Source organism: Thiemannella venezuelensis (genome assembly GCF_014203605.1).
GTDB lineage: Bacteria > Actinomycetota > Actinomycetes > Streptosporangiales > Streptosporangiaceae > Planomonospora_A > Planomonospora_A venezuelensis.
Window position 1 is genome coordinate 285,788 of record NZ_JACHJJ010000001.1, and the last position, 25,605, is coordinate 311,392.

Here is a 25,605-nt window from a genome sequence, read left to right on the forward strand (position 1 = left end):
TCGGGGGCCGGATGAGCAGGTTCGGCTGGACGCTCGTCCTCGCCATGATGTGCACCCTCGCCGTCGCCCGCGTGGGAGACTTCCTGCGCGAACCCCTCCCCGCCCGGGACACCGCGCTCGGTGTCGCCGCCATCGCGGCGGTCGCGGTCCTCCACGTGGTGATCGTCATGCGGCCGTGGCGGCCGCAGCTCCTGCTGGCGGCCCAGGCGTTCCTGGTCTTCGCGCCGTACCTCGCGCTCGGGAAGGCGTGGGGCCCCCTCTCCGGCTTCCTGGGCGCGGCGGTCCTGCTGACCGTGCCCGCCCCGCTGTCCTGGCCGCTGTTCGCGCTCACCACGGCCACCGACACCGCCATCGGCGCCTACCGCGGCTCCGATCCGCTCTCCGCGGCGGGCATCGCGATCGTCGTCCTCAACACCGGTCTCGGCATGTTCGCCGTCACCCACCTGGCAAGACGGCTCGACCAGGCGACCGGGCAACGTGAACGACTCGCCGCGCTCGCCGCTGAGCGCGAGCGGCTGGAGAGCGCGGCCCGCCTGCGCGGCACGCTCGGAGCCGAACTGTCCACGATCATCCAGCTGATCCACGACGGCCTGACCGCGCCGACCACGGGGCGGCTGGTCCGCGTGGCCGACCTCGGCCGTACGGCGCTGGCCACCGCACGCACGATCGTCGACGCCCAGCGCGTGGTGGTGCCGGCCGTGCCGCCGGCGCCGGACACCGACCGGACGGCGCGGATCCGGCCCCGCCTCGCCTGGTGGTTCCTGGTCCTCATGCTGGCCGACCACTCGGCCATCGCCGTGATCAGCCTCGCCCTGGAGCCCCGGACGGAGGCGGGCGTCTGGGCGCTGGCCGGCTCGTTGACGGCGGTCTCGGTGGGGCTGCAGCTGTATCACGGGGCTCCCCGCGCGCCCGGCTCCGAGCCGCGGGCCTGGCCGTGGACCCTCACCCTGCACGGACTCGTCGTGGTCATCGCCGCGGCGATCCCGTTCTGGTCGCCGCAGTCCATCCTGGCCCCGCTCCTCCCCGTGGCCGGCGCCGCCGTCGTCCGGCTGCGCCGCCTCTGGGCATGGGCGATCCCCCCGCTCTTCGCCCTCATGCCGACCCTCGTCTCCGGCCGGCACTGGACCGGTGCCGGCGACTACGTCTACTGGAGCGCGGGCGTCATCGTCATCACCATCCAGGTATACGCCCTGTGCCGCATCCCCGAAGTGACCCGCGAGCTCGAGGAGACCAGTGGCGACGTGGCCCGTGTCGCGGCCGTCACCGAACGCCTGCGCCTGGCTCGCGACCTCCACGATCTGCTCGGCATGAGCCTGTCGGGGATCAGCCTCAAGGCCGAACTCGCCGCCCGCCTGCTGCCGACGGACCCCGATCGCGCCCGGCGCGAACTCTCCGAACTGCTCGTCCTGGCCGAACGCGCCCGCGACGAGGTCCGCTCCCTCACCACCGAGCTCTTCCTGCCGGAGGAGCTCGCGGCCGCCCGCTCGATCCTGGAGGCCGCGGGCCTGCACGTCACCGTCTCGACGTCCGGACCGCCTCCCGACGCCCCGCTCCTGGCCGTCGCCCTCCGCGAGGCGGTGACCAACGTCATCCGCCACTCCGCCGCGCGCACCTGCCGCATCTCCGTGGTCTCGGTCCCCGGCGGGGTACGGCTGCGCGTCACCAACGACGGCCTCGCGCCGGCCGTACCAGAATGCCCGGGAACCGGGCCGGTGACCGCACCGGAACGCCGGGGGACCGGGCTGGCCGGCCTCACCGAGCGCATCACCCGGGCGGGCGGGCGGCTGGACGCCGGTCGGCGCGACAGCACGTTCACGCTCACAGCCAGCCTGCCGCAGTAGCGATGCGGATCGCGTCCACCCGGTTGCGCGCTCCCAGCTTGGTCACCGCCGAAGCGAGGTAGTTCCGTACGGTGCCATAGCTCAGGTGGAGCTGCGCGGACACCTCGCGCGGTGTCGCGCCGGACGCGGTCAGGCGCAGCACGTCGGCCTCCCGGGCGGTCAGCGGGCTGCCCGCCACGGCCAGCGCCGCGTAGGCGAGCTGCGGGTCGACCACCCGCCCGCCCGCGGCCACGGTGCGGATCGCGTCGGTCAGGTCCTGCGGCCGGGAGTCCTTCACCATGAAGCCCGCCACCTGCGCGGCGATCCCCCGGCGCAGGTTCCCCGGCTGTCCCACCGCGGTCAGGATCAACGTCCTGCAGTCCGGGAGCCTGTCGCGCAGCTCCGCCGCCGCCTGGAGGCCGTCCATCCCGGGCAGCTCGATGTCGATCACGGCGACGTCCGGCCGGTGCTCCAGGGCGGCGGGGACGATGCGGTCACCGGACTCGACGGCGGCCACGACCACCATGTCGCTCTCCAGCCCCAGCAGGCCGCACAGCGCCTCACGCAGGATCCGCATGTCCTCGGCGATGAGCACCCGAATCATCCGCACCTCATCGCTCAGATCGCACTCGGCAGCCGCATCCGCCGCAGCCTATCGACCTACGGGCCGCTTCCCCAGCGCACCGGCAGCGCCCGCCCGCCGCCCTGGACGGCGTCGGCGGCCGTAAGAGGCGATAAGCAGGACGCAAGCGACTTTCAAGTGGCTGCCGGTACAAATGGTGTTCATGAGGAAGAGAACTGTCATCGGTAGCGGGTTGCTGGCGCTCGTGCTCGCGGGAGGACTGACCGGGACGGCGCAGGCCGCCGCCGGGGACCGCGTGCACCACTGGGGCCCGGTCCAGTCCAAGAGCGGACACGGCGGTTACGCCAAGGCCGACGTGTGGCTGAGCGACTTCCGCTCCGAGCGGTTCGTCGTCTCCGGCAAGCTGTACGACCGCGACGGCCACTCCGGCCACTGCGCCTACATGCGGGTGCGGTTCCACTACAAGAGCGGCGGCACCGGCTGGTCGCAGGTCCGCTACACCTGCTCCACCAAGGGCAAGTCCTTCAAGCTGTCCTCCGACGGCGAGGTCACCCGGGCGGACGTGCGGGTCTGCCTGGTCAGCTACCGCACCAACGGCATCTTCAGCTGCTACACCGACCCCATCAAGGCCTCCACCGTCGCCAACTGGCCCCGGTGAGCCGGACCGGCTCCCGCCAGCCGAGAGGAGGGAGGTAGCGGAAAGTAATGCGACATTCACGTTGAGGTCAACGCGGTGTATCCTGGTTCCTGTGACCGCACAATGTACGTACGCTGACGTCGTGACCAAGGACGAGCGCATCAGCCTGCGAGTGGACACCAAGACGAAGAGGCTGTTCGAGGCCGCGAGCGAGGCGGCGGGTACCTCTGTGTCGGCGTTCATCTTGGATGCCGCGACCCTGGCGGCCCACCACGCGCTGGCGGACCGTACGGTCTTCCGGCTGAACGAGGAGCAGTGGGCGGCCTTCGACGCCATGATGAACCGGGAACCGCGCGACATGCCCAAGCTCCGTGAGCTGCTCAACACGCCGACCATCCTCGACGGGATCGAGTGAAGCTCACATCCGTCGAACTCCTCAACCGGGAGCACCGACTGGAGGAGTTCGACTGCGGTTCGCAGGCGCAGAACGACTGGTTGCGGCGTCACGCGTTGCAGTCCCAGTTCGGAGGGATGTCGCGGGTCTACGTGGTGCGCGATGTGGACGCCGACGAGGTGGTGGGCTACTACGCACTGGTGGCGGGGCAGATCAGGCCGGATGAGGTCCCGGCGCGGTTACTGAAAGGCGCTGGACTGCATGCCCAGCCCGTGGTGCTCCTGGCCCGGCTGGGCGTTGATCTTCGGGTGCAGGGCATAGGGCTCGGTCGGGCACTGGTTACGGATGCGATGCGCAGAGTGACATCGGTGGCGGACCAGATCGGCGTGCGCGCTCTGCTGGTTCACTGCGAGGACGACTCGGCCCGGGACTTCTACCTGCGGCTGGCGGAGTTCGACGTCAGTCCGGTGGATCCCCTCCATCTGGTTCTCCCGATCAAGAACATCCGGCGGTTCGGCGCACCGAAGAGCTGAGCCGATGCTCCGGGGGCCGAGGAGCAGCAGTGTGCCGTGCCGGTCCGGGCCGCCGAGCGTGTCCAGGTACGAGGCGGGCCGGACCCCCCGAATAGGAGATGAGTAGCGGGCCGGTGCGAGACACCGTCAGATGCTCTGGCGGATCTGGTCGAGGAAGGCGGCGTTGGAGGGCGTCTCGCGGAGGCGGTCGGTGAGGAGTTCCAGGGCCTGCTGCCTGTCCAGACCGCCGAGGGTGCGGCGGAGCCGCCAGGTGAGCCGCCGCTCCTCGGAGCCGAGGAGGATCTCCTCGCGGCGGGTGCCGGAGGCGTCCAGGTCCACGGCGGGGTAGAGCCGCCGGTCGGCGAGGTCGCGGCGCAGGCGCAGCTCCATGTTGCCGGTGCCCTTGAACTCCTCGAAGAGGGCGTCGTCCAGCCGGGACCCGGTCTCCACGAGGACGGTGGCCAGGATGGTCAGCGAGCCGCCGCCGCGGAGGTTGCGGGCGGCGCCGAAGAACCTGCGCGGGGGCAGCGTCGCGGCGGCGTCCAGGCCCCCGGAGAGGGTGCGGCCGCCGCCCGGGGCGAGGTTGTTGTAGGCGCGGGCCAGCCGGGTCAGCGAGTCCAGCAGCACGACCACGTCCCGGCCGCTCTCGGCCAGGCGCTTGGCCCGCTCGACGGCGAGCTCGGCGACGGCCGTGTGGTCGCGGTCGGCGCGGTCGAAGGTGGAGGCGGCGACCTCGCCCCGGACGGACTCGCGCAGCTCGGTCACCTCCTCGGGCCGCTCGCCGACGAGCACGACCATGAGGTGGACGTCCGGGTGGTTGCGGGAGACCGCGGCGGCCAGGTCCCGCAGGACCATGGTCTTGCCCGCCCTGGGCGGGGCGACGATCAGGCCGCGCTGGCCCTTGCCGACCGGGGCGAACAGGTCGACGATCCGGCCGGTCAGCGACTCGTCCTCCAGCCGGAGCCGGTCGCTGGGGTGGACCGGGGTCATGTCCGCGAAGTGCGGGCGCGTCCCGGGTCCCGCGCCGGTCCCGACGCCGTTCACGGCCCGGACCTCGACCAGCCGGTCGTACGGCCTGCGCGCGGTGGCGGCGACGTGGTCGCCGGGGCGCAGGCCGTACTGCCTGACCTGGGCGAGCGGGACCTTCACGTCATCGGGGCCGGGGAGGAACCCGCCGGTCCTGAGGTGGGCGATCTTGTCGCGGACGTCGAGGAGACCCGACACGGTCTCGGCGGGAGCGGGAGCGGGAGCGGGAGCGGGGCTGGGACTGGGGATGAGGGCGGAGGCGTCGCGCTTACGGGAGCGCGGGGGCCTCTTGGCGATGGTTTCCGTGGTCATGTGCGACCTTTCGGGAGGGAGCTCGAAGAGCTCGGGGAACGCGGAATGCGGGGAGTCCGGAGAACACCGGGGTGCGGGGACGGAGACCGTCCCGGGCATCGCGTCGGACGTGGACGCGCCGGGCGTGCGGGTGGAAAACCGTCTGCCATGACAGGCGCGGGTGGAAAACCGTGTGCCGCGACAGGCGCGGTCGTGGGAGAAAAGGGGCGGATCGTTCGCACGCGGCTTGGCCGGAAGTGCGTCACACCCGCTATCACAGTAACATGCCCGTCCACCGCCGCAAGGAGATCGCATGCCGTACCAGCCCATGACCGTCGCGGGTGTCGAGGTGTTCCCGCTGAGGGACGCCGTGGGGCCGATGGGCGAGAGCATCCGGCGGCCGCTGCCGGAGATGTTCCCCGGCGGCTGCCACCACGACGGTGACTGGGTCCTGCACTTCCGCTGCTACCTGCTGCGCGACGCGGCGGGCCGGACCGTGCTGGTGGACACCGGCATCGGACCGGAGGACTCGCCCGCCGCGAGCTGGGCCCCCGTCCCGGGAACGCTGGCGGCCGAGCTCGCGCGCGTGGGGACGGCTCCCGGGGACGTGGAGGCGGTGGTCATCACCCACCTGCACAGCGACCACGCGGGCGGGGCCGTGGCCGACGGCGCGCCCGCCTTCCCGAACGCCGAGTACGTCCTGCAGCGGGCCGAGATCGACGCGGCCTCCGGGGCGGTCCTCGACCGCATCGTCCGCCCGCTGGGCGAGCGGGTCCGGGTGGTCGACGGGGACGCGCAGATGTTCTCCGGCATCGGGGTGGTCCACGCCCCCGGCCACACGCCGGGCCACCAGATCGTCCGGGTGGGTGAGCTGGCCCTCACCGGTGACCTGCTGCTCCATCCCTCCCAGCTCGCCGACCCGAAGGTGCCCTACCTCTACGACGACGATCCCGAGCTCGCCACCAGGACCCGTATCGAGGTGCTGGACCGGGTCAGAGCGGAGGGCGGCCTGATCGGCACCGCCCACTTCCCGGAGCCGTTCACCCGGCTCTCCTGACGCCCTCCACCCGTCCGGCCGTCACTCCGACCTGGTTCTGTCATGGGGATTTCACGGTCCATTGACACTGGGAAAACGCTTTCCCTATGGTGTCCCCTGCATGCCTGCACGCATGTGTTCACTCCTGTGAACGGTGAGTACTCGCTGGGGGGAATCCAGAGCGCGGGTCGTGAGACCCGCTGGACCAGCAAGGAGCTCGGCAGTGAAGAGCAGATTCAGCAGGAGGGCGGCCGGCGCGGCCGTCGCCGGCGCGGTCGCCGCCTCCGGATGGGCGGTCGCCGCCTCGGCGTCCGCCGCCGCGGCCCCGGCACCCGGCGCGTACACGCTCGTCAACGTGGGCAGCGGCCTGTGCCTGGAGGTCCCCGGCGCCAGTGCGTCCGCCGGCGTGCAGCTCGCGCAGTCCGCCTGCGACGGCGCCTCCGAGCAGACCTGGAACCTGGTCGCCTCCGGCGGCGGTTTCCAGCTCGGGGCCGCCCACAGCGGCAAGTGCGCCGGCGTCGCGGGCGCCAGCACCTCCGCGGGCAAGGCCGTCCAGCAGGAGAACTGCACCGGCGCCGCCTCCCAGACCTGGAAGCCGACCGCCTCCGGCGCCGACTGGCAGGTCGTCAACGCCAACGGCGGCAAGTGCCTCAACATCAAGGACAACTCCACCGCCTCCGGCGCGCCGGTCCAGCAGAACTCCTGCGACTCGGCCGCGACCAAGCAGTGGAAACTGCTCCCGGCGGGCTCCGGCACCCCCACGCCCACCCCGACGGTGACGCCCACGGCGACCCCGACCGCGACGCCCACAGTCACCCCGACGGCGACCCCGACGGTCACCCCGACCGGCTCTCCGGGCAGCGCCGCCGGCCTGGTGGGCTTCGCGACCCTGAGCGGGCACGGCCGTACCGGCACGAACGGCGGGGCCGGCGGTGAGACGGTGACCGTCGGCACCTACGCGCAGCTCGCGGCGGCCGTCTCCGACGACGTGCCGCGGATCGTCCGGGTGTCGGGCACGATCACCGGCACCGGAGCCAAGATGCTGGACGTCGGCTCGAACAAGACCGTCATCGGTGTCGGGACGACCGCGACGATCAGCGGGTTCGGGCTCGACGTCAACGGCTGGGGCCCGGACGAGGTGGCCTGGGGCGGGGACCTCTGCGACCCCGCCGAGAAGGACCGGTTCACGCGCGTCCAGAACGTGATCATCAGGAACCTGACGTTCCGGAACTCCGCCGACGACTCGGTCAACGTGCAGTGCTACTCGCACCACGTGTGGGTCGACCACAACACCTTCCACACCTCCTACGACGGCTCGGTGGACGTCAAGCGCGGCTCCGACCTGGTGACGGTCTCCCGCAACCGGTTCATCGCCACGGACAAGTCGATGCTGCTGGGCCACAGTGACGGCAACGGCGCGCAGGACAGGGGCTACCTGCGCGTCACCTACCACCACAACTGGTTCGACGGGTCGAACACCCGCCACCCGCGGGTGCGCTTCGGCTACGCCCACGTGTTCGCCAACTACGTGGACGTCGAGGACTACTTCATCGGCCTGGGCGCGGGCGGCCAGGTCTACGCCGAGAGCAACCACGTGAAGGGCGCGAAGACCATCACGGAGGACTTCGGCGACACGAGGCTGACCTGGACGGGCAGCAACGTCTACGACGAGGCCACGATCACGCGGGCGCAGGACAGCGGCAAGACGCAGAGCGACTGGCTGCGCGCCGACGGCAGCGTCCCGCCGCCGCCGTACGCCTACTCGGCCGGTTCCGCGTCCTCCGCTCCGCCGGCCGCGGGCGCCGGCGTCGCCGGCGCGGACCTGATCCCGTAGCGGTCCCGCGTCCCGGCCGCCTCCCCGCGCGTCCTGACCGTGCGCGGGGAGGCGTCCCGTACGGGCCTCCCCCCTTCGCACCCTGACCGTGTGAAGGAGGGAGGCCCTGCTCTGACCGGCGCCCGGCCGCGGGCGGCCTCAGGCGCTCGGCTGGACGGCGAGCAGGCGGCGGGTGATGGTCCGGTAGCGCAGGACCTGCACCGCCCCGAGCACCCAGAAGGGATACTGTACGGCGAACGCCCAGCGGAAGGCCTCCGGGCCGGTTCCCCCGGCCAGGTCCAGGGCGATGCCGACCAGCGCGATGACCGACATCGACGCCACGAAGCCGCCGCCGTTGACGATGCCGCTCGCCGCGCCGATCCGGGCGGCGGGGTTGAAGGTCCTGGCGTAGTCGAAGCCGATCATCGAGCCGGGGCCGTTGGCGGCCAGGACCACCACGAGCACCACGAGCAGCCAGAGCGGAGCCCTGCCCGGCCAGGCGAGCACGGCGGTCCACGCCCCGGCGGTGGTGCCGATCACGCCGAGGACCAGCCGCGAGCGGTGGAACGGGAAGCGCCCGGCGAGATAGCCGAGCAGCGGCCCGCAGGCCATGCCGCACAGCGTCAGCGTGGACAGCAGCACGCCCGCCGTCTCGGGGGTGAGGCCCTGGGCCTGGACCAGGAACGGGTATCCCCACAGCAGCAGGAACGCCGCCGCCGAGCACTGGGTGGCCACGTGGGTCCACATGCCCAGGCGGGTGCCGGGTTCGGCCCAGGCGGCCTTCAGCCCCGGCGGCTCCTGCCCGTCCCGGGCCGGGCGGGAGTCGCGCAGGACCGCCAGGAGCAGGACCACGGCGACCGCGCCGAGGACCGCGGCGGCCAGGAACGTCGGCGTCCAGCCGTACGAGCGCAGGGAGTGGATCAGCGGGACCGCCGAGACGAGCGCGCCGAGCTGCCCGATGATGCCGGTGAGCTGGACCAGCAGCGGGTTGCGGCGCGCGGGGAAGTGCAGGTTCACCAGCCGGATCACGCTGATGAACGTCATCGCGTCGCCGCACCCGATCAGCGCCCGGCCCGCCGCACCGGCCGCCAGCCCGCCGGCGAAGGCGAAGACCAGCTCGCCGCAGGCCATCACGGCGGCTCCGACGACCAGCATGCGCTTGGAGCCGAGCCGGTCGACCAGCACGCCGACGGGCACCTGCATGCCCGCGTAGAACAGCAGCTGGAGCATGGCCAGCAGCGAGAGCCCCGACGGGCCCACCCCGAGGCGGGCGGCGGCCTCGATGCTCGCGACGCCGAGGGACTGGCGGTGGAAGACGGCGATGACGTAGGCCAGGACACCCGTGGCCCAGAAGATCATCGCTTTGGACCGTGGCGTCATGAGCTGAATATTACGTTTGCGAACTTTGTGAACGTGCTGAGGGGTGGCCTGTGTCGGTGCCGGGAGGTAGCTTTGAATCAGGCGCGGTCCCGCGCCCGACCCCCTTCACCGGTGCTCACGCCACCGGCTCGCGGGGGTAAAGGGGACCCTGGAGTTCTCGGGACGCCGGCTGCACATGCCCTGGATCCGGCGGGGCGGCGGGAGCGTGAGTCCCGGCGCGACGCCGTGTCAGGAGCATGGGATGACCAGCAGCAAGTCCTTCAAGAGCCGCGTCCGCACCCGCATGGCCAAGACCGGCGAGAGCTACGCCGCCGCCCGCCGCAACCTCGTTCCCGCCGGAGAGCCCGCGGACTCCCGCCCGGTCCCGGTGCCCGGTACCCCCGCCGCCGGGGAGCGGGCGGCCGTCCCGGAGGAGCGCGGAGCCGCCGCTCCCGTGCCCGGCGAGCCGCCGGTCGCCGCCCGTGGCGCGATGCTCCCCGACGACGTGGTGGTCGCGCGGACGGGCCGCTCCCACGACGAGTGGTTCGCCCTCCTGGACGGCTGGGGCGCGACCGCCCGCCCGCACGGGGAGATCGCCCGCTGGCTGGTCGAGGAGCACGGCGTCGGGGGATGGTGGGCGCAGAGCGTCACCGTCTCCTACGAGCGGGCGCGCGGCCTGCGGGCCGCTGGCCAGTCGCGCGGCGGCGACTTCTCGGTCGGCGCGAGCAAGACCGTCGACGCCCCCGCCGAGCGGGTCATCGAGGCCTTCACCGACGAGGACCTGCGCGCCCGCTGGCTCCCGGACGCCCCCCTGGAGATCCGCACCTCGCGCCCCGGCAGGTCCGTCACCGCCAACTGGGAGGGCCGGGCCGCCGTCACGGTCGGCGTGGTCGTCAAGGGGGAGCGGAAGACCCAGCTCGGCATCCAGCACGGCAAGATCCCCGACGCGGCGGCGGCCGCCGAGCTGAAGGCCTACTGGCGCGAGCGCGTCACCGTCCTGAAGAAGCTCCTGGAGAGCTGACCCGCGGTGCGCGGGCGGCGCGCCCTCAGGAGGGAGCGCCGCCCCCGCGCGGGCCGGGGTCCCGGGTCCGCGCGGCCGGCCCGTCCGGCGTCCCGCGGCGCCCGCCCCGCCTGGGATAGCGGATCAGGAGGCCGGCGTGGACGTCGTGGTCGCCGAGGGCGGCGTAGGTGTGCGGGACGTCCGAGCGCCAGGTGACGTACTCCCCGGGCCCGGCCGTCAGCGGGGCGTCGGCCGGCCCCGCGCGCAGGGTCCCGGCGAAGACGGTGAGGTGCTCGGTGACGCCCTCGGGGTGGGCGGGAGAGGTCTGGGAGGATCCCGCGGGGAAGACCAGGCGGTAGAGCTCGTAGGTGGCGCCCTCCTCCTCGAAGGCCTGCAGCAGCACGCCCTGGACGGCGGTGCCGTGCACCACGGGGCCGGTGTCGACGACGGCGGCCAGGCCCACCCCGAGCTGGGCGGTGACCGCCCAGAGGGTCTCCAGCGTCGGGTTGCGGGTGCCGTTCTCCAGGCCCGACAGCGTGGCCTTGCCGACCCCCGCCCGGCGTGCGAGTTCTGACAGTGAAATGCCACGCTCCTCCCTTAGCCTGCGGATCCGTCGCCCTACGGCTGAGGTGTCGGTATCCATGGCCGAACGGGAGTTTTGTGCGCCGGGCTTCATGAAGCTATCGTGCTACAGACGGCTGTTCCGTTTACGGAACGACCGGAGGGCGCCCGGTGGAACGGCGGACGGGCCGAGCCGTCCGCGGGGCGTTCGGCGGAACGACCGGAGAAGGGCGCCGGACGGAGCGGGTCGTCCCGCGCCGTCCCCGAGCATTCGGAGGATCACGGATGGACCGCCTGCTGCAGCCGGTGCTGGCCGGTGTGGTGACCGCGCTCGTCGGCTTCGCCAGCTCCTTCACCGTCGTGCTCGCCGGGCTCCGCGCGGTCGGCGCCGATTCCGGCCAGGCCGCCTCCGGGCTGCTCGCGCTCTGCCTGGCCGTGGGCGGGACGGCGATCTGGCTGGGCCTGCGGACGCGGATGCCGGTCGCCATCGCCTGGTCCACGCCCGGCGCGGCGCTGCTCGTCTCCACCGGCACGGTCGAGGGGGGATTCCCCGCCGCGGTCGGCGCGTTCGCCGTCTGCGGGCTGCTCATCACGGTCGCCGGGCTCTTCCCCGTCCTGGGCCGCTGGATCGCGGCCATCCCGGCCCCGGTCGCCGGCGCGATGCTCGCCGGGGTCCTGCTCGACCTGTGCGTCGCGCCCGTGCGGGCGCTGGTCGAGGTGCCGCAGCTCGCCGGCCCGGTCGTGCTGATCTGGGCGCTGCTCAGCAGGTTCGCCCGCACGTGGGCGGTGCCGGGGGCGCTGCTGGCCGCGGTCGCGGCCATCGCGCTGACCGGTCCCGGGCTGGGCGCGGTGGACGTGAGCCCGGTGATCGCGCTGACCGCGCCGTCGTGGAGCCTCCCCGCGATGATCAGCGTCGCGCTCCCGCTCTTCCTGGTCACGATGGCCGCGCAGAACGTGCCGGGCATGGCGGTCCTCGCCGGGTACGGCTACCGCCCCCCGCTGCGCGGCGTCCTCCTCGGCACCGGCCTGGCCACCGCCGCCGCCGCGCCCCTGGGCGGGCACGCGGTGAACCTGGCCGCGATCAGCGCGGCCCTGGCCGCCGGTCCCGACGCCGGCCCCGATCCCGCCCGCCGGTGGATCGCCTCCGTCACCGCCGGGATCTCGATGATCGTCCTGGGCGTCGGAGCCGGGCTGGCCACGGCCCTCGTGCTGCTCTCCCCGCCGGTGCTCATCGAGGCCGTCGCCGGGCTCGCCCTCCTCGGCGCGCTCGCCTCTGCGGTCACCGCGGCCGTCGCCGAGCCCGAGGGCCGGGAGGCCGCGGTGGTCACCTTCGTGGTCACCGCCTCGGGGATGACGCTGCTCGGGGTGGGCGCGGCCTTCTGGGGGCTCGTCGCGGGCGGGATGATGACGCTCCTGCACCGGAGGGGGAGGTCCGCGCGGGCCGTACCGGACCCGGACCCGGAGCGGGAAGAGACCCGGAACTGAGCCGGATCCTGCACGACCGCGTCGCCGGTGATCCCGTCTCATGAGCGCTTCCTCCGCGAGGCGGAGGCGGTCCGCCGGGTCCTCCGTCCTGTACGGCGCGCATCCCGGGCACCGGTACGGCGGCCGGCCGTACATGTCGCCTGAGCGGCTCTCCGGAGAGGAGGCGGGCCCGCCCTCCGAGCTGTTCGGCGGAGCCGGGAAGGTCCTGTCCGCCGGGCCCGGTCCGGCCGCGCTCTCACCTCGTACCGGGGTGCCTCCGCCCGGTGCGGGCGCCGCTTCCGGGGGCTGGGTGGGAACGCTCCTGGCCAGAGGTGGAAGATCCTGTACAGGATTCCGATGAGGGTGCCGGTTCTCGGAAATCCTCTGGTTGAGCCTGGGTTGACACGACAATCCCCTCGGAATAATTTGATGATCGCAAATCGGTGGTATATCGACAAAAGAGAAGGGGCTGAATGAAACTCACAAGTGTGCTCGTCGCCACAATGGTCGGAGCCGGAGTGGCTCTCTCTGCCGCTCCGGCTGCGATGGCCACGACTGGCGTTGCGAGCCAGTGCCTCCTTTACACGACCAAGCGGGGCGATACGCTCGCGAGTATTGCGTATAGGTACAACACAACCGTTCCATGGATCACGCACTACAATCCTCATGTAGAAGGCCTATCTGGCGCCCTCCCTGTGGGCACCCGCCTCCGTCTCTGCTGAGGAAAGAATCAGGATTTTCCTGATAGGAGATAGCTGATTCCAGTCAGGGGTTTGCGGCCCGGGTCCTGCCGGTCTCATCGCCGGGCGATCCGTTTCGGACGCCCGGTCGTCACCGGCGATCCGTGGGAGGCCGGAAGCCCTCCGCGCTCCTGGTCCCCGACGCGGACGGGACCGTCCTGACGGCGGCCACGGACGGCGGCCACGGACGGCGGCGTGCTCCTCCGCGCCGCCACCGGTCTGTGCATCCCCTGGCGGCACGGGATCCCGGAAGGCGGCGGCGCCGCCTTCCGGGACACGGGTGGCTCAGCCGACGGTGACCGGCACCCGCTCGCCGGGGACGGCGTCCGGCTCGTCCGGGCCCTCGTCGTCGTCGCCGGCCCCGTGCTCCAGGACCGGCAGCCAGCCGAGCCAGCGCGGCAGGTACCAGTTGGCCTCGCCGAGCAGCTTCATCGCCGCGGGCAGCAGCACCGCCCGCACGACCGTGGCGTCGATCAGGATGGCCGCGGCCAGGCCGATGCCCATCTCCTTGAAGCTGAGCATCGACATCGTGCCGAAGATCGCGAACACCCCGACCATGATGAACGCCGCGCTGCTGACCACCCCGGCCGTCGTCCTGATCCCGTGGGTCACCGCCTGCTCGGTGGGCATGCCCCGGTCGAACGCCTCGCGGATCCGGCTCAGGATGAACACGTGGTAGTCCATCGAGAGGCCGAAGAGGATGACGAACAGGAAGAGCGGCAGCCAGCTCACGATCGAGCCGGTGGACTCGAAGTTCAGCAGGTTCTCGCCCCAGCCGTACTGGAAGACCATGACCAGGACGCCGTACGCCGCGGCCACCGAGAGCAGGTTCAGCACGATCGCCGTCACCGCCACCACCAGTGAGCGGAACGACGCCAGCAGCAGCACGAAGGCCAGCAGCAGCACGAAGGTGAAGACCAGCGGCACGGACCTGCCGAGCTGGGCGTTGAAATCCATCACCCCGGCCACGCTGCCGTAGACGTAGGTCTCGGCGACCAGCCCGACGGTCGGCGGGACCACCCGTTCCCTGATCGTGCGGACGGCGTGCTCGGAGACCTCGTCGGAGGGGCCCTTGCCCTTCAGGCCGAGGTTGATGACCGCCACGGTCTTGTCCGGGTTCACCCTGACGCCGAAGAAGGCGGGGTCGATCTCGCCGGTGCCGAGCGCGAGCTCCCGGAAGCGCTCGACCTCCTTGCGGATGTGCGGCGCGGTCACGTCGTCGGCCTTCAGCACGACGGCGGCGGGGGCCTTGTTGCCGGGGAACGCCTCCTCGATCCCGCGGAAGGTGTCCATGACCGGGTTGCTGCCCTGCACGTCGGCGGTGCCGGGCTCGCCGGTGCGCAGGTCGAAGGCCGGGACCGCCAGGCCGATCAGCAGACCGCCGGCCAGCAGCACCGAGACGACCGGGCGGCGCAGCACCGCGGTGAGGACGGTGTTCCACACGCGGCCGCCGCCCTCGCGGCCGCCGAGCATCCGCCGCCAGGTGCGCCCGGTGAGCCTGCGGACGGCGCCGTGCACGATCCGGGCGTCGATCCTGTCGCCGATCAGGGACAGGACGGCGGGCAGCACGGTCATCGAGCCGATCATCGCGACCAGGACCACCAGGATCGTGCCCTGGGCGAAGCCCATGAAGGTGCCGTTGCCGGTCAGGAACATGCCCGACATGGCGACGATCACGGTGATGCCGGAGATCAGCACCGCCCGTCCCGAGGTCGCCGCCGCGATCTCCAGGGCCCGCTCCTTACCCCGGCCCCTGGCCCGCTCCTCGCGCTCGCGGCGGATGTAGAACAGCGAGTAGTCGACGCCGACGGCCAGGCCGATCAGCAGCATGAGGTTGGTGGTGGCCGAGTCGACGTGCAGGAGCTGGCTGGTCAGCGCGAGCAGGCCGATCGAGCCGAGGAAGGCGGTGAACGCCACCACCAGCGGGACCACGGCGGCCAGCAGCGCGCCGAAGGCGGCCAGCAGGATGCCGAACGTCAGGGGAACGGACAGCAGCTCGGCCCGGACCAGGTCGTCCCCGAGCACGTCACCGATCATCAGGCGGGAGCTCGCCTCTCCCGCCTGGCCGATCCGGAGGCCGGGGTGCCCCCGCTGGACCCCGGCCACGGCGTCGATCACCGGCTGGACCCGCTCCTTGGCGGTCCTCCCCTCGCCCTTCATGTCGAAGGTCACCAGCGCCGACCGCCGGTCCTGGCTGATCGGCGCGGGCTCCTGCGCGTCGTACGGCGTGCGCACGTTCTCCACCAGGCCGGTGGCCAGCACCGCCTTCCTGACGTCCTCGGCCACCGCCCGGAAGTCCGCCGGGGCGGTGGAGCCCTCGGCCCGGATCAGCACCGTCTCCCCGGCGACGTCGGGGAATCCCGCCGCGTCCAGGACGATCGCCGCCTTGCGGGACTCCCCGTTGTCGTCCTCCCAGGGCTCCATCCCCTTCGTGCCGACCGCGTTGCCCGCGAGGGTCGCCGTGACGACGAACCCCACCCAGATCAGTAAGGCGGCCCAGCGATGGCGCGCGCTCCACCCGCCCACCGCGGCGGCGATGTTCCTCCGGCGTGCCATTCCCCTGCTCCCTGCTCGTTTTTACTCATGAAGCTAGGGGCCGGAAGGGCGGGAGGCATCGTCCGGGAAGACCGTCCGCGGCTCGCCCGGTGTGGGTAGGTGAGGTCATACCTGAGATCTAGGGGACGTCCTAGGGGACAACCCCGACCCGGCCCGGGAGCCCACCCCGGCCCCGGCTCCCGCGGAGGCAGCAGAGGTCATGCGGCGGCCCGGACCCGGCGTTGACCGGAGAGGACGAGGGCGGCGGCGACCTGCGCGGAGTCCGCGCACAGCACTCCGCCGGTACGGGGCGCGGTCCGTACCGGCGGAGGCGGGATCGTGCGGAGCCGTGCGCGTCGCGGACGGCCCGCGGGCGGGTGCGGTTACCGGCCGTCCATCGTGCGCTGGTGCCGGCCGGCCACGAGCCGGTCGTTGCCCTGCCGGGGGACGTCGATCCGCGGGTGGGGGCCGGTGTCCTCGTCCCGGTCGTCGACGCCGTCGTGGTCCCGGTCGCGGCTCGCGGCCGGAGCCGGAGCCGGAGCCGGAGCCGGAGCCGGAGTGGATTCGAGCTTGCGCTCCAGTTCGCGCTTCTCCTCCTCCAGCCGGTTGACGCGGTCGCGCGCCTCCAGCCGGGAGTCGCGCAGCCGCCTGCGGTGGACGGCGGAGCGGCGCATGCCCGCCAGCAGCATGGCCAGGCCGAGCAGGAAGACCGCGCCGGTGGCGACCCCGGCGAAGAAGAACTCCAGCTGGGTGAACTGGAAGGTGCGGTCGAAGACCGTGAACGACGCGGTGGCGGTGGATGCGGCGGTCTCGTCCCAGGAGACCGCGATCACGGCCGCGCCCGCAAGCACGATCAGGAGAAGTCCCAGCACTATCATCGTTACTCACCTCGGGTGTGTATGTCGTGGAATCCCCGCTGCCCCGAGGGAGCCGGATTATTCACGGACGCGTCCTTCTCCGCCGCGGCGCCGCCGCCCCGGTCCTCCCGCCGGCCCGCCGGAGGGAGGCGTCCGGCCGGTCGGCGGCGGGCCGGACGGCATTCCGGGCGGGGGCGGATCCCTCTACGCTGACGTGATGGACCGCACCCGCCTCTACCGCAACGGCGTCCTGGTCAAGGAGAACTTCCCGATCGACGACGTGTCGGAGTGCGTCGGCGACCCCGGAGCCGTCGTGTGGTTCGACATCTGCACGCCCGTCAACGGGGACCTGGCGAAGATCGGCGAGGAGCTCGGCCTGCACGAGCTGGCCGTCGAGGACGCGCTGCACGACCGCCAGCGCCCCAAGCTGGACAGCTACGACAGCCACCTGTTCATCACCGCCTACGCCGCCCGGCTCGCGGACCGGCGGATCGAGCTCACCGAGCTGTCGATCTTCGTGACGAAGAACGCGCTGGTCACGGTGAGGGCGAGTCCCGACTTCGACATCGAGGCGGTGGTCCGGCGCTGGGACGCGGGCACGGACATGGTCAGGTACGGCGTGCCGTACCTGCTGCACGGCCTGCTCGACCACATCGTCGACGGCTACTTCGAGGTGCTTCAGCCGCTGGACGACCGGATCGAGGCGCTGGAGGACGAGCTCTTCGACGGCACGGCCGACGACCTGCGGGAGCGCAACCGCCAGACCTTCGAGCTGCGCAAGAGCCTGGTCGGCTTCCGCCGGATGGCGCTGCCGATGCGCGAGATCGTGGGAGGCCTGCTCCGCAGGGGAGAGGTGATCGACCCCGTGCTGGTCCCCTACTACCAGGACGTCTACGACCACGCCCTGCGCGCCGCCGAGTGGACCGACTCGCTCCGGGAGATGGTGGGCAACATCCGCGAGGCCCACCAGAACCAGCAGGGCTTCAAACTCAACGAGATCATGAAGAAGGTCACGAGCTGGGCCGCCATCATCGCGGTCCCCACCCTGATCACCGGCTTCTACGGGCAGAACGTGCCCTACCCCGGTTCCGGCGAGCCGGTCGGCTTCTGGATCTCGACGGGACTGATCGTCGCGGGCGGCCTCCTGCTCTACCGCGCCTTCAAGAAGCGTGACTGGCTCTGACGGCCGCCTCCCGGTCCTCCGGACGGAGGGCGCGGGAGGGCCGGGCCGGTGTCAACCGGGAGAAACCCGGGAATCAGTAAAGCCTGGGCCAGCAGACCGTGGTGGAGGGCGCCGGTGAGCACGCGGGGGGTGGCCGCCGCCCTGCTGGGCGCCCTGGTGCTGTTCTCCCTGGCGACCCGGGAGGACACCGGGGCGACGGTGAAGGGAGGGGCGCGGGTCCGGGCGGCGCCGCTGGACAACCCCGCCGGGGTGCGGCCGGGACTGGCCCCCGTCACCGCCAGGGCGGACCGGGCCGAGGCGGTGCGGCTGATCGGCAGGCTCCGGGTCGCCAGGATGGGATCGAAGGCGGGCTACACGCGGACCCGTTTCGGCAGGAACTGGACCGACGCCGTCTCCGGCGTGCCGTACGCGCGCAACGGCTGCCGCACCCGCGACGACCTGCTCGCCAGGGACGGCGAGCACGTCAGGTACCGCAAGGGGTCGCGCTGCGTCGTGGTCGCGATGGACCTGCGGGACCCCTACACCGGCAGGATCATCCGCTGGAGCAAGAAGCGCGCGGACGAGGTCCAGGTCGACCACGTCGTCCCGCTGTCCTACGAGTGGCGGATGGGCGCCCGGCGCTGGACCGCGGCCAAGCGGGCGCGGATCGCCAACGACCCGCTCAACCTCATGCCGGTGGACGGCGACGTCAACGAGGCCAAGGGCGGGCTGGGCCCGGCCCGCTGGCTCCCGCCGCGGCGGAAGGTCCGCTGCGCCTACGTCGTCCGGTTCGCCCAGGTCGCGCTGAAGTACGGCCTCCCGGTGACCCGCGCGGACAAGTCGGCCATGCTCGCCCAGTGCCGCTGACGCGGCGGCGCCGGGGAGCCGTGCGGCGGGAAGGCGCTTCCGGAGAGGGCGCCGGCCGGGGCCGGTGCTCCCGCGGGGTTCCGGACGCGGGGGCGGTCCTGGAGCGCGGGGGCGGCTCTTCTATCCTTCCTAGTCGAACCCGTGATCCGGCCAGGCGAAGGAACCCCCGTGACATCTTCGGCCCCGTCCGTCTCCCCGGCCCTCAGCGCCGCCGAGCTGACCGCTCTGCGCGACCGCGCGCTGGGCGACTACGCCGCGCTGGTCGAGCGCGGCCTCTCCCTCGACCTCACGCGGGGCAAGCCCTCGCCGCGCCAGCTCGACCTCGCCGCCGAGCTGCTGACGCTGCCGGCCAGGGGCCACCTCGCCGCCGACGGGACCGACACCCGCAACTACGGCGGCCTGCAGGGGCTCACCGAGCTCCGCGAGATCTTCAGCGGCCCGCTCCAGGTCCCGGCGGCCCAGCTGATCGCCGCCGGGAACTCCAGCCTCGCCCTGATGCACGACTCCGTCGTGCACGCGATGCTCAGCCCGCTCCCGGGCGCCGGCCGCCGCTGGGCGGACGAGCCGCGGGTCGCGTTCCTGTGCCCGGTGCCCGGCTACGACCGGCACTTCGCGCTGTGCGAGCGGTTCGGGATCGAGCTGATCCCGGTGCCGATGACCGCCGACGGCCCCGACATGGACGTCGTGGAGCGCCTGGTCGCCGAGGACGCCCAGATCAAGGGCATCTGGTGCGTGCCGAAGTACAGCAACCCGGACGGCGTCTGCTACAGCGACGAGACCGTGCGCCGCCTGGCGGGCATGACCGCCGCCGCGCCGGACTTCCGGATCTTCTGGGACAACGCGTACGCCGTGCACCACCTGACCGACACCCCGGTGGAGATCGCCGACCTGCTGGCGCTCTGCGCCGAGAGCGGCAACCCCGACCGGGCCTTCGTGTACGGCTCCACCTCGAAGATCACCTTCGCCGGCGCCGGCGTCGCGTTCTTCGGCTCGTCCCCGGCCAACACGGCCTGGCTGCTCGGTCACATGGCCAAGGGCACCATCGGCCCCGACAAGATCAACCAGCTCCGCCACGCGGAGTTCCTCCGCGACGAGGCCGGCGTCCTGGAGCACATGCGCCGCCACCGCGAACTGCTCCAGCCGAAGTTCGACCTGGTGCAGGCGATCCTGGCCAAGGAGCTGGGCGGGACCGGCCTGGCCTCCTGGTCCAGCCCGGCGGGCGGCTACTTCGTCAGCCTCGACGTGCTGGAGGGCTGCGCCCGCGAGGTGGTGCGCCGGGCGGCCGAGGCGGGCATCGCCCTGACCCCCGCCGGGGCCACCCACCCCTACGGCGACGACCCCCGCGACAGCACCATCCGCATCGCGCCCAGCTACCCCGGCCTGGAGGAGCTGGAGCAGGCCATCACCGGCCTGGCCGTGTGCGTGCTCCTGGTCGCCACCGAGAAGCTGCTGGAGCAGGCCGGGTGACCGCCGCGCCACCGGCCCGGGAGCGCGATCGTCTCGGGCCGGTCGGGCCGCGGTCACCCGGCCCGATGGACCGCCTCAGAGCGCTCCGGTCAGTTCGATCTTCCGCTTGAGGCCGTTGCCCTGCCGGTGCGGCCAGATCCCCTCGTGCTGGAGCCGCCCGACGACGATTCCCGGAGCGATGCCCAGCTCGTGGGCGAACTCCTTCACCGACTCCAGCGACCTGAGCTCGTGGAGCCGGGGGAGGTGGTCGGCCGGGATCAGTAGATCGGCCGCGAACCGGTCGGCCTGCTCCTCCCGGGGGTCGGCTCCGGACACGTCGTCCTCGATCCAGACATCGCTCTTCTCATGGAGCAGGATGTGGCCTATCTCGTGGAAGAACGTGAACCACAGATGGTCGTCCCGCTTGTAGCGCAGGCTCAGCAGGAGCATGGCCTTGTCAGGGGTCAGCCATTTCGTGGCGCCGCTGGCATGCGTACCGGTGATCTCCTCGACGAAGACGACGGCGACCCCGTGCCGGGCGCAGATGTCACGGGCCAGGCTGACCGCGATCTCCAGAGGCTGGGTCGTCAGACTGCGTAGTCCGGGGAGGGAGTCCTGCAGCCCTCGCCTGCTGAAGGGAGCGCACCTGACGTCGCGGGCGGCGAGCTCCCCGAGCCTCAGCCACGCCGCGACCGCTCCCGGTTCCGCTGTGAACGCCTTGGTCTGGCGGAACGATGCGGCGGGCCGCTCGTAGAGCTCGCGCCAGGTCGAGAGATGGGCGACGCCGAAGAACGCCAGGAGCTGGAGCACTCGGGAGATGTCGTCCACGGGCTCGCGGGGAAGCGCTCCGGCTCTGATCAACTGGCGGACGGGCATCCTGCCCAGCCATGGAACGCACTCCTTGAGCTCCTCGGTCTGCCGGAGTCGCTGCAAGGCGGACCGGTAGTCGGCTTCGAGCCGGTTCCAGAGCCGGGCGGGCATGCCCGTGACCAGCTCCAGCCGCTGTGCGATCTCCGCGCTCAGCGGGACGAGCCCCTGGATGAGCTGGTTGAGATGCTTGGTGCTGAGCCCCAGGCGCTTGGCGAGCTCGCGCTGGGTCATGCCGAGGCCGTCGAGATGCTCCCTGATGGTCTCGCCCGGAGGCACGGCGTAGTCGGGGGCTCCGGCACGGTGCAACGTGGCATCCGAGGTCATCTCGGGCCTCCTTCCTTCTCTCGGGTCACCCTCTGTGGTAGTCGACGATCTCAATGACCAGTGCCGCCTGCTCTTCGGACAATCCCTGCTCGATCTTCTCCTCCAGACTCATCAGCCGGAACACCAGGCGGTGCCCCTGGTGCAGATCCATGGCGTGACATCCTGCCCGGTCGCCCCGGAGAGGATGGCACCGGCCGGGCATCTGGAAGAGATCGTCCAGAGTCTCAGACACGCGGAGGGCCTGCAGACGCAGCTGGAGCTTCTTGGCGCCCTCTTCGCCGAACTGTTTCCGCATCTCTCTGGCGGAGGCGCATATGGCTTGGAGGCGGATATCTGCATAGAACACCTCCAAAACGACGCCTCCCTTGAGTATTTACCAGATAGGTAAACGTGTCACTGGCCAAAGGGATAACGTACCGTATCTTTCCCGATCCATGGAGTGATCATCGGTGAAGAGCGCCGGGCTGTGGAAAACGCCATGGCGGCTGCCGTTGCCGGAGACGCTCTCGGCGATCGGCTCTGGACGGGGCGGGTCCCCGGCCGTAGTCGCGGAGGTGCTGCCGCCTCTCCCGGCCGGGTACGGCGGGCATGCGCGTGCGACCATCGGGCGGACGCCGTACCGGGAGGGGAACTCCGGATGTCACACGATCGGGGGCTGCCTCGTCCTCCTGACGTGAACAGCGACGAAGATCTCGCGGCGGAGTTCGCCGCGATCCGGTCCCGGCTCGTCGGAGTCGCCTACGGGCTGCTCGGCAGCGTGGACGAGGCCGACGACGTGGTGCAGGACGCGTGGCTGCGCCTGGTCCGGGCCGACCGCGGGTCGATCCAGGACATCACCGGGTGGCTGGTGGTCACGGTCTCCCGGCTCGCCCTGGACGTGCTGCGCTCGGCGCGCGTGCGCCGGGAGCAGTACGTGGGGCCGTGGCTGCCCGAGCCCGTCGTGGCGGGCGGGGGCGCGGCGGGTGGCGACCCGGCCGAGCACGTGACGCTGGACGAGTCGATGAGCATGGCCATGCTGGTCGTTCTGGAGTCGCTCAGCCCGGCCGAGCGCACCGCGTTCGTCCTGCACGACGTGTTCGGCCTCTCCTTCGCCGAGGTGGGGCGGGCGGTCGGGCGCACGCCCGCGGCCTGCCGCCAGCTCGCGGCCCGGGCGAGGAAGCACGTCTCGGCCCGCGCCCCCAGGTTCGACGTGGACGCGGCCGAGCACCGCAGGGTGGTGGCGGCCTTCGCCGAGGCGTCGGCAGGGCGCGATCTGCCCGCCCTGCTGGCGCTGCTCGACCCGGACGTGGTGCTGCGGGGCGACGGCGGCGGGGTCGTGAGCGCCGCCCGCCGGCCGGTCCTCGGCGCGGGCAAGGTGGCCCGCTTCTGGCTCGGCACGGCCGAACGGTTCGGCGCCGCCGACGACCTGCGGCCCTCGACGGTCAACGGCCGGCCTGGGCTGCTGCGCTTCCACAGGGGCGCGCTGGTCGGCGTGATGGGGCTGACCGTGGCCGACGGCCGGATCACCGGGATCGACATCGTGATGAACCCCGAGAAACTGAGGAGAGTCGGATGAAGGCACGGATCGACATCGCGGGAGTGGCGCCGGAGGCGTACGAGGCGATGCTGGGCCTGGAGCGGTTCCTGCGCGGGAGCAGCCTGCCGCGCGCCACGCTGGAGCTGGTGAAGCTGCGGGCCAGCCAGATCAACGGCTGCGGTTTCTGCGTGGACTCGCACAGCCACGACATGAAGAAGGCGGGGGAGAGCGACGAGCGGCTCTTCTCGGTGGCGGCCTGGCGGGAGGCGCCGTACTTCACCGACGCCGAGCGGGCGGCGCTGGCCCTGACGGAGGAGGCGACCCGCCTGGCCGACCGGGGAGGGGCCGTGCCCGACCCGGTGTGGGAGGAGGCGGCCCTGCACTACGACGAGGAGACGCTGGCCGCGCTGGTGGTGGCGATCGCCACGATCAACGCGTGGAACCGGATCGGCGTGACGACCCGCATGGTCGCGGGGTCGCACCGCCGGGGCTGAGCCGTACCGCGCCGGGCCGTGCCCGCGCCGGGTGGTCCAGGCCCAGCAGAGCGTTGCGGACCTGCTCCGGATCGGTTCCCCGCGTCATGTCACTCTCCCTTCCGCCCGCGGGCCGGGCGCTCGGACGCGGGGCCCGCCGCGCGGTCGCCACCGGTCTTCTGCGGGCGCTTCGCCGGGTCGGACCGGGCGTCCTTGCCGACGCGGTCCGAGAGCTGCTGCTCGCTCAGCCCTTTCCTCTCCAGGTCCTTGCGGTGCCGGGCACGCTCTTTGTCATACGAGTGGCTGCCAGGACGAGGCATGGGGCATCACTTCCTTTCTCCCATCCCTCCGTCCGCTACCCGGCTCACCAGGGGCCACACCTCGTCCGGAAACGCTCAGGAGGCACCGACGCCCCGCACGGCGCACTTCCCGTACGGCGGGGCGCCTGCGGCAGGGCAGGGGCGCGCGGGGAGAAGCGATCCACCCGCGGCCGGATATCGGCCGGCGCAATCGGAGTGCTGAGCGTAACGCTTCCGCCACTACCGGTTAGTGTGGACCGGTCCGGTGTTCCGCGCGGTGACGGGGCACGATGATCGGACGGGGGAGGCGGTCTTGCGGGGAGCGGATCGTGAGGGTGCCCTGGTGGCGCTGCTCGACAGCGTCACCGCGGTGGCGAACACGGCGGACAGCCTCGAGCCGGCGGCGCGGGCGACGATGGCGGCGGTATGCGAGCTGACCGGCTGGCCGCTGGGACATCTGTGCGTTCCGGCGGGCCCGGAGCAGGAGTTCGTCTCCTCCGGCGTGTGGGTGGGCGAGACCGAGGAGTTCCCGGTGCTGCGCGAGGTGACCGCCCGCACCAGGTTCGCGGTCGGGACGGGCATCGTCGGCAGGGTCGTTGCCACCGGTGAGCCGGTGTGGTCGCTCGACGTGACCAGCGACCCGGACTTCGTCCGGGCCCGGCAGGGAGTCGAACTCGGGGTGGGGGCCGCGTTCGCGTTCCCGATCGTGGCCGCCGACGGGGTGGCGGCGGTGCTGGAGTTCTTCTCGCGCCGGGTGACGCCGCCGGACCCGCCGCTGCTGCGGGTGATGGCGAGTCTCGGCCACCATCTCGGGCGGGTGGTCGACCGGCAGCGGGCCGAGCGGGCCATGGAGGCCGGGCGGCTCCGGCTGGAGCAGATGATCGAGACCTCGGTGGAGGCGTTCGTGGCGATGGACGCCGCCGGGCGCATCGTCGGCTGGAACGCCGCGGCCGAGCGCATGTTCCGCCTCCCGCGTGAGCAGGCGCTCGGGCGGTCCCTGGCCGAGACGATCGTGCCGCCCCGCTACCGCATCGCCCACCGCGAGGGTCTGGGCCGCTTCCTCTCCACCGGGCAGCCGAAGGTGCTCAACCAGCGGTTCGAGATCACCGCCTGGCGGTCCGACGGCAGCGAGTTCCCGGTCGAGCTGGCGATCTGGCCCGTCCACGACGACGGCGACTGGATGTTCAACGCCTTCCTGCACGACATCACCGACCGCCGCCACGCCGAGGAGGCGCTGCGGCTCGCCTACGAGCGGGAGCAGAGCACCGTCGCCCGCCTCCAGGAGCTCGACCAGGCCAAGAACGACTTCATCGACACCGTCTCGCACGAACTGCGCACCCCGCTGACCACCATCGCCGGATACCTGGAGGTGCTGACCGGCGGCGACGCGGGACCGGTCCCCGACCACCAGGACCGGATGCTGCGCACGATGACGCGCAACACCGTGCGGCTGCAGGACCTGGTCGAGGACCTGCTGACCGTCAACACGATGGGTCTCAACCAGCCGGTCATGAAACCCGTCCGGATCCCGGTCCGCGAGGTCGTCGACCGGGCCGTCCAGACCGTCGAGGAGATCGCCCGGGGCCGCGGCCACATCCTCCACGTCCACGCCGACGCCGACGCCGGGCCCGTCAACGTCGACACCGACCACATCATCCGCGCGCTGCGGGCCCTGCTCTCCAACGCGATCAAGTTCTCCGAACCGGGCGCGCCGATCACGGTGCGGGCCTCGGTGACCGGAGGGACGGTCTCGATCGTCGTCACCGATGTGGGCATCGGCATCACCGCGGAGGAGCTGCCCCGGATCTTCGACCGGTTCTACCGCACCCGCATGGCCTCCGACCGGGCCGTCCAGGGCGCCGGGCTGGGGCTGACCATCGCCAAGTCCATCATCGAGGCCCACGGCGGCACCCTGACGGCCACCAGCACCCTCGGCGAGGGCTCCGCCTTCACCGTCACCCTGCCCGTCGGCGCGGCCCCCGGTTGACGGCGGGTGGTGTCCTTCCGGCCCTGCGGGCAG

Annotated in this window: 23 protein-coding genes; 14 read left to right on the forward strand and 9 right to left on the reverse strand. The window is 72.2% G+C overall.

The genetic code is table 11. From position 1 onward, the window contains the following. Positions 1-11: 11 nt before the first annotated feature. On the forward strand, positions 12-1,841 hold the full coding sequence (locus FHS22_RS01470) for a sensor histidine kinase (RefSeq protein WP_184937612.1): 1,830 nt from the start codon (positions 12-14) through the stop codon (positions 1,839-1,841). On the opposite strand, the gene FHS22_RS01475 is transcribed toward FHS22_RS01470, so the two are convergent. After that, on the reverse strand, positions 1,819-2,424 hold the full coding sequence (locus FHS22_RS01475) for a response regulator transcription factor (RefSeq protein WP_184937614.1): 606 nt from the start codon (positions 2,422-2,424) through the stop codon (positions 1,819-1,821). The genes FHS22_RS01470 and FHS22_RS01475 overlap by 23 nt on opposite strands. Before the next feature lie 181 nt (positions 2,425-2,605). Between FHS22_RS01475 and FHS22_RS01480 the strand changes: the two genes are divergently transcribed. The 3 genes from FHS22_RS01480 (at position 2,606) to FHS22_RS01490 (ending at position 3,967) form a co-directional block, all read left to right on the forward strand. Continuing rightward, a complete protein-coding gene (locus tag FHS22_RS01480; protein WP_184937616.1) occupies positions 2,606-3,061 on the forward strand; it encodes a hypothetical protein in 456 nt (151 codons plus the stop codon). A 121-nt stretch (positions 3,062-3,182) separates the two neighbouring features. Next, the gene (locus FHS22_RS01485; protein WP_184937618.1) at positions 3,183-3,455 is read left to right on the forward strand and encodes a type II toxin-antitoxin system TacA family antitoxin; all 273 of its coding nucleotides are present in this window, start codon (positions 3,183-3,185) and stop codon (positions 3,453-3,455) included. Then, a complete protein-coding gene (locus tag FHS22_RS01490; RefSeq protein WP_184937620.1) occupies positions 3,452-3,967 on the forward strand; it encodes a GNAT family N-acetyltransferase in 516 nt (171 codons plus the stop codon). Before FHS22_RS01485 ends, FHS22_RS01490 begins: the two co-directional genes overlap by 4 nt. Positions 3,968-4,093: 126 nt before the next feature. Here the strand turns inward: FHS22_RS01490 and rho are convergent, their stop codons facing one another. Continuing rightward, entirely contained in the window at positions 4,094-5,284 is a 1,191-nt protein-coding gene (gene rho, locus FHS22_RS01495; protein ID WP_184937622.1) for a transcription termination factor Rho, read from the reverse strand. A gap of 292 nt (positions 5,285-5,576) precedes the next feature. Here rho and FHS22_RS01500 point away from each other — a divergent pair, with 292 nt between their 5' ends. Together FHS22_RS01500 and FHS22_RS39115 are read left to right on the forward strand one after the other, a co-directional pair. After that, the gene (locus FHS22_RS01500; protein WP_184937624.1) at positions 5,577-6,320 is read left to right on the forward strand and encodes an MBL fold metallo-hydrolase; all 744 of its coding nucleotides are present in this window, start codon (positions 5,577-5,579) and stop codon (positions 6,318-6,320) included. A gap of 202 nt (positions 6,321-6,522) precedes the next feature. Next, positions 6,523-8,133, forward strand: coding sequence for an RICIN domain-containing protein (locus FHS22_RS39115; protein WP_184937625.1), 1,611 nt, complete (start codon positions 6,523-6,525; stop codon positions 8,131-8,133). Between the two features lie 138 nt (positions 8,134-8,271). Here FHS22_RS39115 and FHS22_RS01510 read toward each other — a convergent pair whose 3' ends face one another. Next, the gene (locus tag FHS22_RS01510; protein WP_260407563.1) at positions 8,272-9,492 is read right to left on the reverse strand and encodes an MFS transporter; all 1,221 of its coding nucleotides are present in this window, start codon (positions 9,490-9,492) and stop codon (positions 8,272-8,274) included. A 241-nt stretch (positions 9,493-9,733) separates the two neighbouring features. Here FHS22_RS01510 and FHS22_RS01515 point away from each other — a divergent pair, with 241 nt between their 5' ends. Next, positions 9,734-10,492 (forward strand): DUF4287 domain-containing protein, encoded by a 759-nt coding sequence (locus FHS22_RS01515; protein WP_184937627.1) that lies wholly within the window; start codon positions 9,734-9,736, stop codon positions 10,490-10,492. 25 nt (positions 10,493-10,517) lie between these two features. Here the strand turns inward: FHS22_RS01515 and FHS22_RS01520 are convergent, their stop codons facing one another. Beyond that, positions 10,518-11,114: a helix-turn-helix domain-containing protein gene (locus FHS22_RS01520; RefSeq protein ID WP_184937629.1), complete on the reverse strand. Its 597-nt coding sequence runs from the start codon at positions 11,112-11,114 to the stop codon at positions 10,518-10,520. A gap of 203 nt (positions 11,115-11,317) precedes the next feature. On the opposite strand from FHS22_RS01520, the gene FHS22_RS01525 reads away from it, so the two are divergent. Then, positions 11,318-12,517: a benzoate/H(+) symporter BenE family transporter gene (locus tag FHS22_RS01525; RefSeq protein WP_184937630.1), complete on the forward strand. Its 1,200-nt coding sequence runs from the start codon at positions 11,318-11,320 to the stop codon at positions 12,515-12,517. Positions 12,518-13,521: 1,004 nt separating this feature from the next. Here the strand turns inward: FHS22_RS01525 and FHS22_RS01535 are convergent. Both FHS22_RS01535 and FHS22_RS01540 read right to left on the reverse strand, forming a co-directional pair. Further along, positions 13,522-15,792 (reverse strand): MMPL family transporter, encoded by a 2,271-nt coding sequence (locus tag FHS22_RS01535; protein WP_184937632.1) that lies wholly within the window; start codon positions 15,790-15,792, stop codon positions 13,522-13,524. Between the two features lie 362 nt (positions 15,793-16,154). Then, positions 16,155-16,649, reverse strand: coding sequence for a hypothetical protein (locus tag FHS22_RS01540; RefSeq protein ID WP_184937633.1), 495 nt, complete (start codon positions 16,647-16,649; stop codon positions 16,155-16,157). Between the two features lie 196 nt (positions 16,650-16,845). Here FHS22_RS01540 and FHS22_RS01545 point away from each other — a divergent pair, with 196 nt between their 5' ends. The 3 genes from FHS22_RS01545 (at position 16,846) to FHS22_RS01555 (ending at position 20,124) form a co-directional block, all read left to right on the forward strand. After that, on the forward strand, positions 16,846-17,811 hold the full coding sequence (locus tag FHS22_RS01545) for a magnesium transporter CorA family protein (RefSeq protein WP_184937634.1): 966 nt from the start codon (positions 16,846-16,848) through the stop codon (positions 17,809-17,811). A 114-nt stretch (positions 17,812-17,925) separates the two neighbouring features. Continuing rightward, positions 17,926-18,657 carry an HNH endonuclease family protein gene (locus FHS22_RS01550; RefSeq protein WP_184937635.1) on the forward strand — a complete coding sequence of 244 codons (732 nt, stop codon included), beginning with the start codon at positions 17,926-17,928 and terminating at the stop codon, positions 18,655-18,657. A gap of 168 nt (positions 18,658-18,825) precedes the next feature. Then, positions 18,826-20,124, forward strand: coding sequence for an aspartate aminotransferase type Ic (locus FHS22_RS01555; protein WP_184937637.1), 1,299 nt, complete (start codon positions 18,826-18,828; stop codon positions 20,122-20,124). Between the two features lie 75 nt (positions 20,125-20,199). Here FHS22_RS01555 and FHS22_RS01560 read toward each other — a convergent pair whose 3' ends face one another. Next, positions 20,200-21,297, reverse strand: coding sequence for an ImmA/IrrE family metallo-endopeptidase (locus tag FHS22_RS01560; protein WP_184937639.1), 1,098 nt, complete (start codon positions 21,295-21,297; stop codon positions 20,200-20,202). 25 nt (positions 21,298-21,322) lie between these two features. Next, entirely contained in the window at positions 21,323-21,649 is a 327-nt protein-coding gene (locus tag FHS22_RS01565) for a type II toxin-antitoxin system RelE/ParE family toxin (protein WP_184937641.1), read from the reverse strand. A 321-nt stretch (positions 21,650-21,970) separates the two neighbouring features. Between FHS22_RS01565 and sigJ the strand changes: the two genes are divergently transcribed. Both sigJ and FHS22_RS01575 read left to right on the forward strand, forming a co-directional pair. After that, positions 21,971-22,852 carry an RNA polymerase sigma factor SigJ gene (sigJ, locus tag FHS22_RS01570; RefSeq protein WP_338047551.1) on the forward strand — a complete coding sequence of 294 codons (882 nt, stop codon included), beginning with the start codon at positions 21,971-21,973 and terminating at the stop codon, positions 22,850-22,852. Next, positions 22,849-23,307 (forward strand): carboxymuconolactone decarboxylase family protein, encoded by a 459-nt coding sequence (locus FHS22_RS01575; RefSeq protein WP_184937645.1) that lies wholly within the window; start codon positions 22,849-22,851, stop codon positions 23,305-23,307. The genes sigJ and FHS22_RS01575 overlap by 4 nt, the downstream gene beginning before the upstream one ends. Positions 23,308-23,396: 89 nt before the next feature. Here FHS22_RS01575 and FHS22_RS01580 read toward each other — a convergent pair whose 3' ends face one another. Then, positions 23,397-23,606: a hypothetical protein gene (locus FHS22_RS01580; RefSeq protein ID WP_184937647.1), complete on the reverse strand. Its 210-nt coding sequence runs from the start codon at positions 23,604-23,606 to the stop codon at positions 23,397-23,399. 322 nt (positions 23,607-23,928) lie between these two features. Between FHS22_RS01580 and FHS22_RS01585 the strand changes: the two genes are divergently transcribed. Beyond that, positions 23,929-25,572, forward strand: coding sequence for an ATP-binding protein (locus FHS22_RS01585; protein ID WP_184937649.1), 1,644 nt, complete (start codon positions 23,929-23,931; stop codon positions 25,570-25,572). The last annotated feature ends 33 nt before the right edge of the window (positions 25,573-25,605 follow it).